15 protein-coding genes are annotated in these 12,402 nt (G+C 27.7%); 1 reads left to right on the top strand and 14 read right to left on the bottom strand.

Annotated features, from left to right (window positions below):
* Positions 1-1,471, top strand: a 1,471-nt coding sequence (locus VLM92_RS08640; protein WP_325275937.1) for a glutamine synthetase, incomplete at its 5' end; no start/stop codon positions are given.
* A 98-nt stretch (positions 1,472-1,569) separates the two neighbouring features.
* On the opposite strand, the gene VLM92_RS08635 is transcribed toward VLM92_RS08640, so the two are convergent.
* The 14 genes from VLM92_RS08635 to VLM92_RS08570 all read right to left on the bottom strand — a co-directional run.
* Positions 1,570-1,755, bottom strand: coding sequence for a DUF1858 domain-containing protein (locus VLM92_RS08635; RefSeq protein ID WP_325275936.1), 186 nt, complete (start codon positions 1,753-1,755; stop codon positions 1,570-1,572).
* Between the two features lies 1 nt (position 1,756).
* Positions 1,757-2,434 (bottom strand): NAD(P)/FAD-dependent oxidoreductase, encoded by a 678-nt coding sequence (locus VLM92_RS08630; protein WP_325275935.1) that lies wholly within the window; start codon positions 2,432-2,434, stop codon positions 1,757-1,759.
* Between the two features lie 5 nt (positions 2,435-2,439).
* Complete coding sequence (locus tag VLM92_RS08625; RefSeq protein ID WP_325275934.1) at positions 2,440-3,084, bottom strand: hypothetical protein; 645 nt, start codon at positions 3,082-3,084, stop codon at positions 2,440-2,442.
* A gap of 197 nt (positions 3,085-3,281) precedes the next feature.
* Complete coding sequence (locus VLM92_RS08620; RefSeq protein ID WP_325275933.1) at positions 3,282-3,437, bottom strand: hypothetical protein; 156 nt, start codon at positions 3,435-3,437, stop codon at positions 3,282-3,284.
* Between the two features lie 4 nt (positions 3,438-3,441).
* Entirely contained in the window at positions 3,442-4,107 is a 666-nt protein-coding gene (gene hypB / locus VLM92_RS08615) for a hydrogenase nickel incorporation protein HypB (RefSeq protein ID WP_325275932.1), read from the bottom strand.
* A 3-nt stretch (positions 4,108-4,110) separates the two neighbouring features.
* Positions 4,111-4,452: a hydrogenase maturation nickel metallochaperone HypA gene (hypA, locus tag VLM92_RS08610; protein ID WP_325275931.1), complete on the bottom strand. Its 342-nt coding sequence runs from the start codon at positions 4,450-4,452 to the stop codon at positions 4,111-4,113.
* Position 4,453: 1 nt separating this feature from the next.
* A complete protein-coding gene (locus tag VLM92_RS08605) occupies positions 4,454-4,921 on the bottom strand; it encodes a hydrogenase maturation protease (protein ID WP_325275930.1) in 468 nt (155 codons plus the stop codon).
* Entirely contained in the window at positions 4,918-6,324 is a 1,407-nt protein-coding gene (locus tag VLM92_RS08600; protein WP_325275929.1) for a nickel-dependent hydrogenase large subunit, read from the bottom strand. The genes VLM92_RS08605 and VLM92_RS08600 overlap by 4 nt, the downstream gene beginning before the upstream one ends.
* Before the next feature lie 11 nt (positions 6,325-6,335).
* On the bottom strand, positions 6,336-7,214 hold the full coding sequence (locus tag VLM92_RS08595; protein ID WP_331681728.1) for a hydrogenase small subunit: 879 nt from the start codon (positions 7,212-7,214) through the stop codon (positions 6,336-6,338).
* Positions 7,215-7,225: 11 nt separating this feature from the next.
* On the bottom strand, positions 7,226-7,639 hold the full coding sequence (locus VLM92_RS08590; RefSeq protein WP_325275928.1) for a cytochrome b5 domain-containing protein: 414 nt from the start codon (positions 7,637-7,639) through the stop codon (positions 7,226-7,228).
* 137 nt (positions 7,640-7,776) lie between these two features.
* Entirely contained in the window at positions 7,777-8,100 is a 324-nt protein-coding gene (locus VLM92_RS08585; RefSeq protein WP_325275927.1) for a thioredoxin family protein, read from the bottom strand.
* 27 nt (positions 8,101-8,127) lie between these two features.
* Positions 8,128-10,002 carry a PAS domain-containing sensor histidine kinase gene (locus VLM92_RS08580; RefSeq protein WP_325275926.1) on the bottom strand — a complete coding sequence of 625 codons (1,875 nt, stop codon included), beginning with the start codon at positions 10,000-10,002 and terminating at the stop codon, positions 8,128-8,130.
* Positions 10,003-10,227: 225 nt separating this feature from the next.
* Positions 10,228-10,803, bottom strand: coding sequence for an NAD(P)H-dependent oxidoreductase (locus VLM92_RS08575; RefSeq protein WP_325275925.1), 576 nt, complete (start codon positions 10,801-10,803; stop codon positions 10,228-10,230).
* A 253-nt stretch (positions 10,804-11,056) separates the two neighbouring features.
* Positions 11,057-12,402: cell wall-binding repeat-containing protein (locus VLM92_RS08570; RefSeq protein ID WP_325275924.1), on the bottom strand; the 1,346-nt coding region annotated here is incomplete at its 5' end.

Raw genomic sequence — 12,402 nt, 5'->3', positions numbered from 1 at the left:
GTTATTAGACATATTTAAATCTAATCCTTACCTTATTAAAAATATAGGAATAGAAAGTGTTGATGAAATAGAAAAAATAATTTTAACTTCAGCTACAGAGCTTGAATTTTGGGTAAAAACTCCTAATGATAAAGCTGACCTCGAAAAACTTTCTACTTCCCAAACACTAAAAGAACAATACTGGAAAAAAACTATAGGAATAGTTAGAACTGCTCTTGAAAAAACTCTTATATTAATGCAAGAATATGGACTAGAACCTGAAATGGGCCATAAAGAAGTTGGAGGAATAACTAGTAAAATCGGAATAAACGGAAAATCAAATTATGTAATGGAGCAGCTTGAGATAGATTGGAAATACGATACAGCTCTTCAATCAGCAGATAACGAAATTATAGTAAGAGAATTAATCGAAGATATATTTAGAAGCTATGGTCTTGAAGTAACATTTGAGGCAAAACCACTTGAAGGAGTTGCTGGTAATGGTGAGCATACTCACGTTGGAGTTGCAGTTAAGCTAAAAGATGGTAAAGTAAAGAATCTATTCTCACCTTCTGATATGAAAAAAGATTATCTAAGTGAAATTGGATATGGAGCTTTAATGGGAATTCTTAAAAACTATGAAGTTATAAATCCATTTATTACTTCATCAAATGATTCATTTAATAGACTAAAACCAGGATTTGAAGCTCCAGTATGTATAGTTACATCTCTAGGAACTGACGTAAATACACCTTCTAGAAATAGATCTATTCTAGCAGGACTTGTTAGAGATATTGATAATCCACTAGCTACTAGATTCGAAGTTAGATCACCTAACCCATTTTCAAACACCTATTTAGTTTTAACTACTATTTACCAAGGAATGCTAGATGGAATTAAAGCAGTTAGTGATAGTAATAAAACTACAAAAGAACTTGAAAAAGAAATTTCTAAAAATGCTGGAGATAAAAGCTTTTATCTAGAACGCGATAGAGCCTATCGAAGTGAAGATGATGTATTTGAGCATTATACAGAATCTGAGCGAAATGCTATATTCGCAAAACCTCCTTCAACAGTTTGGGAAAATATCAAAAACCTTATAGAATATAAAGATAAAAGGAAAGTTCTATTAGATGATAATGTATTAACTGATAAAATAATTGACTCATTTATCGCTAGTACTTTAGATAAGTGGATAACTGAAATCAAAGGAAGATTACTAAATGATAATATTGACTTTATAAGAGAATGTAAAAAGCTTCATGATTCTAACGAATCTACTGATATTGATGTAGTTAGATGGGAAAAAATTAATAGCCTAAGACTATATCTTATGAAAAATAGTCTTGATAATAAATGTCTATTTACAAGACTTAAAGAGGCTCTAGATAATAAAGACTTTGACCTTGCTTCCTTACTTCAGCTTGAAATGAATGAAAAAATAAAAGAACTTAGAACCCTTTATACTCGTTATAAAAGAAACTTATTCTAAAAATAGATGCAGAAATTTCTTACTCTCAGAGCGTAGACTTTTTCTACACTCTGAAAAGAGTACCCACATGGGTACTCTTTTATTTTTGATATTAAATATTACTTTTCGTTTAACTTAGCTAAAACTTCTTCTAAATTTAATCCGTGTATTTCACAAGCTTGCTCTAAACTTTCCATTTGTGCTGATGGGCATCCTATACATCCCATTCCAAAGCTCATAAGTATTTGAGCTGCATTTGGATTTATTTTTATTATATCTGCTATTATAGTATCCTTTGTTATCATATTATAAACACTCCTTTAAATTTGATATTTTTAATACATCTTTTCTAAATGTATCTATATTTATTCTATCTATAAAATCACCAAGCTTTTCACCCATTTGGGCATGTTCATTGTAATATTCTAATATTACTTTAACTAAATTATAAGCTTCTTCTTCAGATAGTCCTTTAGTTATTATATCCGCACTTCTTGGATAAAACCCTGCACTTCCTCCTGCAGTTATAAAAAACTTACCATCTATATCTACTAATACCCCAACATCCTTTGAATAAACACTTGTACATGCATTTCTACATCCTGCCACACCTATTTTTGTTCTGTTAGGTAGTGCCATTCCGTGGAAGTTTTTACTTATCTTCATACCTATTCCTATAGTTGGATATTTTGAACGCTTACAATAATTCGATGGGCACATCTCAACATTTTTTACTGAATATTGGTTTTTAACAGCAGGTTCCATTCCTAATTCATCCCATATAGTTTTTAAATCTTCTTCTTTAAGGTTTGTTATAAGTATTCTTTGACCTGATGTTAACTTTAATACACCATTATATTTTTTAGCTACTTCTGCTATTTTTATAAGCGTTTCTGGAAGTACAAATCCTCCTGGTATATGTGGAGTTATTGCATAAGTTCTTTTTCCATCTTTAATCTTTTGCAAATTTCCGTAATTGCTCATTTAAACTATCCCTTTCTTATTTTGTTAATAGCAACACCTTCATTTTTTTCCTTTTCATATATATATTTAGTACTTAAATTTTCTATAAATGTTTTTACCCATAAGTCTCTAAGTTCATACATATATTCTAAGTTTGCTTTTCCTAATTCATAGTTAGCTTTGTGTATACATCCATGTTGTTCATAAACTAAGTAGTCTTCATTTCTCTGTGTTACAGAGTTTGCTCTATCACAAGGCATTCCTGATAGTATATAGTTATTTAATGATATATATACATTTTCTGGCGAATCAATTTTATTATTTTCATTCTTTACACATTCTTTTGCTTGATTTACATATGCACTTTGCGTTATTGTTTTACTTTCTTGTTTATACATATCATAATATTTAGTTATTATATACGCACTTCTACTTTCCACTTCTTTTATTCTTTCTTGTAACCATCCATGTATATTGTCTACATCTATTAAATTTTCTAATGGTTTATCTTCTATATAATTTCCATATAAGCTTATTGCTTGCTTTTGTACTTTTAAAGCTTCTTCATTGTAATTATCTATGTGTAATTTCACTATATTTTCTTCTAAATCTTGTGCTAATTTTATTTTATTAAAAAGCCACGTGTGTATTGGTGCTAAAAATTTACTCATTTTCTATTCTCCTTTATTGTCTTAATATAATTTTATTATGTCCTGAAATTTTCTGAAAATCTTTGTTATATTTACAATTCACAAAGCACTTTTTATCACACTGTAATTCTATTTACTAAATGTTTCATGTATGCCTTATATCTATATTATATATATTTTTATTTAATTAACCTGTAACACTCGTTACACATTTATAATTAACATATTCTATGCAATTTATTTATGTCTTTATTTTTCACTTTAATTTCTTCTATTTTAGCTATAGAAAGATGGTTATGTTTTAAATTATATATAAATGGCCTAAACTCAACTCCTTGTACTATAACTTTTACTATAATATGCTTTCCTTTCATTTTATTATAAACCACTCTTTTTATTTTTTATTTTACTAATGAAAAATTGGCTAAGTTCATTTATTCCTTTTTCCTGCCTACATGATACTTCAAATACTTTTATATCTTTATTTAAACAATATATATCTTTATAAAACTCTTTAATATTAAAATCCGTAAGCTCTATCATATCAATTTTATTTAATATAACAACAGAAGCTTTTTGAAATATTGAAGGATACTTAAGTGGCTTATCATTCCCTTCTGTTACACTCATAACAACAACTTTCATATCTTCGCTTAAATAATAAGAGGCTGGACAAACTAAATTTCCTATATTTTCTATAACTAAAAAATTTAATTCTTTCATATCTATATGGTTTAAAGATTTTTCTATCATAGATGCATCTAAATGGCATCCTCCTCCAGTGTTAACTTGAATTACTTCAATTCCATGACTTTCTATTCGTTTTGCATCTTTGGCAGTATACAAGTCCCCTTCTATAACAGCCATTTTTAATTCTTTTTTTATATTCTTTATTATTTTTTCAAGTATTGATGTTTTACCAGCACCAGGAGATCCTAATAAATTTATAGTAAATATTTTTTTATCATCAAAAATTATTTTATTTCTTTTCGCTATCTCATTATTATTTTTTAATATATCTTTTTCTATCATTATCTGTTTCATAAGTTACTCCCCCTCTATTCTTGATAGTATAAGTTCATACCCTGATGTTATGTTATTACTATACTTATTACATTTTGGACAAGTTTTATTCATAAAATCTATAGAAAATTCCTCTTTACAATGTTTACAATAGGCCTTTGCATCTACCTTATCTATAATAAGTTTTGCACTATCACATATTGTATTTTTGCTTAAAGATTCAAAGGCAAATATAAGTGAATCTTCTTGAACACAAGTAAATTCACCTACTTTTAATATAATTTTATCAACTAATTTTATATTAGCTTCTTGGCTATGTTTTTCTACCATTTTTATAGTGTCGTATACAATTGATACTTCATGCATTTTACTCACCCAACTTCTTCTCTTTTAACCTATCTTTTATTTGATTAAATACTTCATTGCAGATACAATTAAACCTCTCACTCAAACAATTTGATAATTTTAATGAATAATCAACTACATCTACTTCTATACCTATTAAACATCCTTTTACTTCTCTATAATTCATACGAAGTATCTTTAAAAGACTTTCTTCATGTTGTGTACTTAAATCTCCCACAAATTTATCACACTCTTTAAAATCAAAGACTGTAATGCTCCCTGGCTCAATCCCAAGATAAGTACTATCAATTATTATTACAAAATCTTCTTTTTCAATATTTATTAAACAATACATAAAATCTGTTTCACCTATTATAACTTCTATATCTTCACTAAGGCTTTTTATTTCATCTTTTATTTTATCTACAACTTTAACTCCAACACCGTCATCACATAAAAGTATATTTCCTATTGCAAAGACTTTAATCATACTATCTTTATAGTAAAAGGAGAATGTTTATCACTAGTTATATGAGCTGCACAAGTAAGACATGGATCAAATGATCTTGCTATTCTTCCTATTTCAACTGGATTTTTAACATCTTGTATATCAATTCCAATAAGTGATTTTTCTAAAACTCCCTTTACGCCATTGCCATCCATAGGTGATAAATTCCATGCTGATGGAGTTATCATTGTATAATTTTTTATAACCTTATTTTCAATAGATATCCAATGACCTAATGCTCCTCTTGAAGCACCTGTAAGACCTACTCCTTCTGCTTTGTCTGGCATCTCATATTGTTCTTGTTTTGCTTTTCCTAATTTTACAATAGTTAAAAGTTGTTCTAAAATTTCACAGATCTTTTTTACTTCTAATGCTCTTGCTACTATTCTATCCATTGTAGAAATTCTATTATTATAATTTCCACTTAAAATCATTCTTGCTAATGGCCCAACTTCTATAGGCTTTCCATCATATCTAGGTGCTGTAACCCAACTATAAGCATTATCTTTATAAGGATTTGGACTTGGTGGTTGGTCTGTTGGATTTAATACTTCATTATTTGCATTAAACCAAGCATGAGTTACACAATCTGTTATTTTACTTATATCTACTTTAGATTTGACATTATCTATTAATATAGCTGAGTCACTGTACCTCATTGAGGAATCTTTATAATTATCAAATAAACCATAATCCATTAAATTTCCATATCCTATACCATTTTTGAAATAATCACTATAATAATTAGATATGTTATATACATCCTCAATTAAATTATTGCTTATAAATTCTTTTATTTCACTTAACAATGATTTTACTTCCTGAAACTTTTTTATATTCATATCAGTAGTTGTTCCATCTACAAATATTCCATGATTATGTGGTACTTTTCCTCCAAGCACTGCTAATGCTCTATGAGCATTGCTACTTTGAAAAAGGGATTTTTCATAATCTTTGCTTATTTTATCATTTATGTTTTTGGGTAATCTAAAATCGCTTTTATAATCTTTATAAATTGGATTTATATTTGGTAGGTCTACATAATCTGGTATGCTAAATTGATAAAAGTGCCTCAAATGATTTTGTAAAAATTCAAAACCATTAGTTATTTCTCTTATGATTCTTCCATTCTCATCTGGAACAATATTTAGTGCTTGCTCTAGTGCAAGAGTTGAAGCAAGAGTATGGTGAGTTGAACAAATACCACATACTCTTGATGTTAATCTTATTGCATCAAGTGGAAATCTTCCCTGAAGCATTTTCTCAAATCCTCTAAACTGCATTCCACTACATTTTGCATCTATTACTTTATTATCTTCTACCTCTACTTCTATTTCTAAAAACCCACTTACTCTTGTAACTGGATCTATAACAATCTTTGCCATAACATCACCTCCTAATATCTAACAGTTGGTTGCATAGTATCTGGAAATCCTTGTGCAGCACAACCTATACAAGTTGTATTGTTTCCTATAGGCCAATTGTCTGTGTTATTCCACCTTCCTATAGGGCAATATGTTTTTGTAACAGGACCTCTACAACCTAACTTAAACATACATTCCGGCTCTCCAAATTTTTCTGCAAATTGCTTGTTATCAAAATAACTTCTACGAGGGCAATTGTCATGAATGGTATACCCATAAAACACTATAGGTCTACCATCTTCATCTAGCTCAGGTTCTCCAAAGTATATAAGATTCGCCACTGTAGCTGTTACTGTACTTGGAATAGCAGGGCATCCAGGAATTTTTATAATTTTTTTATTTAACAAATCTAAAAAATCAGAAACTCCAATACCTAATGAAATATTTGGGTTTGCAGCTGTTGGGCCACCATAAGATGCACAAGTTCCAACAGATATAATATACTTAGCATATTTTGCTGCAATACTTACAGCTTCCATAGCTGTTATTGATTTTCCTTTATATTTAGCAATTACATTAAATAATCCATTGTCTTTAATAGGTATTGCACCATCAACTAAAAGTATAAATTCAGATTTTAAAGTTTCTAAAAATTGTTCATATGCTCTTTCTCCTTCAGATGCCATTAAGCTGTTACTATATTTTAAATTCACCATTTCTTTTAAAAAATACATAACATCAGGATCTCTTGCATTGAGGAATGAAATTATCTCTCCTGCACACCCTGATGTTTCCAGCCATATAACATTAATTTTTTTAACGTTATTATCTTTTATTTCTTCTATCGTTCTTTCTATTAAAGAAATTGTAATACCATCCTTATCTTTCAACGCACATCTCTTCTTTTTCAAATTTTATCACCTCACTCTTTCAACTTACCTACTACTGGTAAATCCTTAATAAAGTTAAGTTTAGAATTGTGACAATATGTAAATTCTTTTGTATAATCCTTTCCAGCTACTAATCCAGCATGAGTTCCGCCTCCCCACGATGCTTCATAGCTAACATCATATACAACTCCATTTATTGCAATATAAGCATCTTTTCCCTTGCTTCCATCATATTGAGCTAATTCTTCTAAAGTAAATTCTCTGTCTGTAGTTTTTTCACTATTATTTTTCTGATTTTGTAATTCTTCTAATTGCCTTTTTAGATATGTTAGTTGATTTTTATAATAATGTTTTTGATGTGGATGTATACTATAATATATAATATTTTCTGTATATTTTATCATGTATTTAAGTTGGTTAATTCTTAAGTCTCTTTGACTTGTCATAATAATACCTCCTTGCTGATTTACCAAAATTCAAAATAAACCATCGATAATATATATGATTAAGCATTATAAAATAAAACAAATAGACTACCAAAATTTGATAGCCTATTTGTTTTATATATAAATTTCATAAAATATTAAAAAACCATATTGTAATATCTATCTATCTTTTTTTCTAATTCTTCAACACTAATATATCTAGCTTCCCTTATTGTTTCTTTATGATCTACATAAACAAGTATTCCTGGTATAGTAAAAATACTATACTCTGCTGCTATTTCTAATGATTTTTCAGTTTTTATTTCTATACTATTTATCTTTGGATATCTTTTTAAAATATCTTCAGCCTTTGCTTTTATAACACTGCATACACCACAATTTTCCCCACTAAAATATATTAGTGCCATGTCGGATTTATTTATTAATTCTTTTATTTCTTCTTTATCATTAGTTATTCTCATAACGTTCTCCTGTTAATTTTATAATACCTATACTTTTATTGAAGTATATATATCAGAAAATTCTATATCAATATTTTCTACATATTTATTGTACTTAAAAGTTTTTTTCTCACATTCTTTTTCTTCACACATACTTATAGGTATCTTTATTACAAATTCACTACCTTCATCTTTTTCACTATATGCGCTTATAGTTCCGTTATGTAAATTAACTAATGACTTAACTATTGATAGCCCTATACCACTACCTTCACTTAACTTTGTTATTCTATTATTAACTTGCTTAAATAATTTAAATACATCATCTAGCTTATCTTTTGGTATACCAATACCACTATCTTTTACTTTTATATATAAATCTTCTTCTTCAAAATTTAAACTAACTTCTATTTTCCCATTTTCCTTATTATATTTAATAGCATTAGAAAGTAGGTTAAGCATTATTCTATCCATTTTTTCTAAATCAAAAGCCATAATTTTTTCTTCTAAATTAGTATCAAATATTAATTCTATATTTTCCTCATTTGCATAATACTGCACTGATTCACACATATTTTCAATAAACTCAAATATATTATAATTTTGTGGCATATAATCTAAACAACCTGAACTAAGCCTTGTACTATCTATTAAATTATTTACCATTTTTAAAATTCTATATCCATTTTGCTTAATTAGCTTAGTATAAGTGCTATATTTTTCAATACTTTCTCCTTTATCTATCATATATTCAATTAATTGAATTGAACTGAAAATCAGGTTTAGAGGCGTTTTAAATTCATGAGACAAGTTAGCAAAAAACTCCATTCTAAGTCTCTCAAATTCAAGTTCAGCTTCTTTTCTATGAGATATATCTCTAGATATACCTAATACTCCGCCTACCATTTGATTTCTATCTAAAAAAGGTACCTTTATTGTTTCAAAATATTTAACTCTTCCATCACTACATATCTCTGAACTATTTGATATTGAAGATTTTTTTGATAATAGTATCTCTTTTTCTTCATTTTCATATTTTTTTATTTTCTTAATTGGTGTATTTATATCTTTCTCTGTCTTTCCTATAATATCTTCTTTTCTTAAATTTCTACTTTCTGCAAAAACTTTATTACAGTGTCTAAACATTCCCTTACAATCTTTAAAAAATATACTATCTGGTATAGTGTCGCTTATCAAATGTAACATGTTCGCATCAGATATCTTATCATTTCTATACTCATTGTCACTTAATGCATCTGTAAAAGTTCCTACTGTTCCTACTATATCACCTTTATCATCTTTCACCACATGACTTAATGCATCATAACACCTTTTGTTATAAAACATTACAGAATCTATATACTCTTTTTCTCCATTTAATAATTTTTTATTATCATCAACAAATATATTAGCTAATTCCTCTGGAAATATTTCAAAATCAGTTTTCCCTATCATATTCTCAGGTGTAGCATTTGGATATTCTTCTAACCCCTTGTTCATATATATATATCTACCTAATGTATCTTTAAACCATAAATACATTTCCATTTTATCTAATAAAATCTGAATATTTTTATCTATCTCTATTTTTTTAGTAAACCAAATCACATAAATATTATTGTCTATTTGAATTACATCTATTTGATAAAAAGCTCCTAGTATTTCTACAAAATCTACTAATGTAATTTTCTTATTTCCATCAGTGTTTTCCATTGTTGCATATAGCTTTATATATTTTTTCATATCCAAATTGTATTGATAAATTTCCCTAATTTGCTTATTACTTACCTCTAGTAATTTATTATTACAGCCTAAAATACTCATACTATGTGTTTTATTATTTTCATATCCTTCTAAACTAACCCACATGCATGGTACAGGACTTTCTAAAATTATATTTAAATACTCTTCTTTCCCCAGCATAATTCCTCCTAATTGTCCCTACATTATATATATATATTATATTATATATAATACGAAAATGGAATTTTTTATGATAAATTGTCATAATTTTATGAATTACAATGTTTTATAATAAATCAGGCTAAAGAAATTAAATACGTTTTATACTATAAAGGACTGTAGATAAATATTTTTCATTTATCTACAGTCCTTATATATTTTCAAATATTTTGTTTATTGGTTACTTTATTTAGTAAAATAATTTTCTATGTTCTTTAGAAACTCATCTTTATCTTTTTCATTATCATTTGCTAAATTATTATTTATCCATTTGAAGTTACTCATACCAGCAACATTTAAAGTTGCTTTTATAATAGTTTCTTCAATAGGATTTCCAAGCTCATTTTTAATATAATCTGTATCTGACTCTGATGTAGTTATACAAAGTCCACTCTTTATATTATTTAAAAGCCCCTTAGGTCTATTATTTTCGTCTGTAAATGCAAACTCTTTTATGAATACTTTATCAAAAAATCCTTTAAGTATCGCAGGAACATTATTCCACCATATCGGGAATATTAGTATTAATTCGTCGCTTTGTTTAAGTATATCTTGATATTTTATTACTAAATCATCATCACTTTTTCCTTGTGCATAAAGCTTTACTTCTTTATCATTCATTACAGGATTAAATTTATCTTTATACAAATCAATTACTTCATATGATTTTTGTTTTTTATTAAGTCCTTCAACTGCTTTATCCATTATACTTTTACTAAAAGAATTCTCATTTGGATTTGATACTATTATTGTAGTTTTCATAATCATATTTCCTTTCATTTATATACTTATTAACAAGATACTTTTAGTATAAATAATATTGTGCTTTTATATTCATATAAAAGCACAATATATTTTATATTTTTAATGTTATATATCATATAAGAAATGTTGATTTTGTAATTATAGGCAGTACTTCTTTGGTTATATATCCTGCTGATAGCTTTATTAATTATTTAGCTCAACACTAGGTCTTAATTATATTCTATGATAGATTTAACTTGTATACTAATAGTTATTTAGTAGCCTGTATACATTCGTCCATAATTTTTTTATCCATTCCTCCTACCTGAATAAGCTTTGTAGCATTTTTAACTACAGATTTATCACTACCATTATGAGCTAAGACAACTGGGTAATTTTTAGCTAATGGAGATACTGTAAGTGCATCTACTAGTGTATATCCCTTAGAAATATAGAATTCATTTGTATTTGGATAGAATTTTTCTATAACTAATTTATTAGTAGCAAATCTATCTATCCCTCCTAATCTTGTTGCATTAGTTTTTTGAACTATACTTTCATTCATAACACCATTATCCCCTATAACATAACTTTCTACATTGTTAGTAGTAAACGATGTATTTTTACCATCTGTTAATATTATTGGAGCTACATCACGACTTGCTACAGGTGATACACTCATAGCATCGGCTTCACCTATGTATCCATTTACTAAAAATACCTTATCTATATCTGGATTTATTTTCTGTATTTCTTTATAAACTTCATAACTAGTTTCAACTCTAGTAGCTCCACCAAGTCTTATTACTTCTATTTTATTTAATTTTAATTCATCTTCTATTGATTTACTTACAACCTCTGTATCTCCTACAATATAAACTTTATTTACACCTTCAAGTCTTTCCTTTGTATCCTTAGGTAGATTGTCTTTTTGAGTTAAAAGTATGGGTGCATTAGTAGCTCCTGATAATCCACTAGCACTAAGTCCATCTGCTAAAGTTTTATCTGAATTTACAATTATTGCTGTAGTATAGTTTTGATTATCAGATATCATTGCCGCTGTTTCATATCTATCTACACCTATTATTGTATCTACAACTATATTAGAATTTTGTTGATTTATTATATCTATATTACCTTTAGTTATATACCCCTTCATACCCCAGCTATAACTTCCTGGAATTGGATTAGTAACATTTAGTGGAGTTATTCTATCAGGATTTATTTCAACAACTTCGCCTCTATTGTCAGACACAATAACCGCATGTCCTTTATATGCATTATATAAACTAATTCCTTGGCTATCTTTTACATCTGATAATTTATTAACCATTCCTATCTTATATCTATTATAATCATCTCCTTTACCTTGAGAAGATAAATAAACATCCATTTCATTCATAAAGCTAGATGCTTTTTCTCCCCAGAAAGGATCTGAAGCATACTTAACATTACAGCCTAGATTTTTATTTCCTACATTGCTACCATAATAGTTTCCGCTTTTAGGATTTAAATATCTATTTGTCATATAATATTTTGCAAATTCATCTATACATTTTTCAATGCTACTAAAGTATTTTGCATCACTTGGATTGTCATCTCTAGCATCTATACCAA

The organism is Romboutsia sp. (assembly GCF_035470145.1).
Classification (GTDB): domain Bacteria; phylum Bacillota; class Clostridia; order Peptostreptococcales; family Peptostreptococcaceae; genus Romboutsia_D.
Note: the sequence above shows the minus strand (reverse complement) of the source record. Positions and strands in the feature narration are given on the sequence as shown.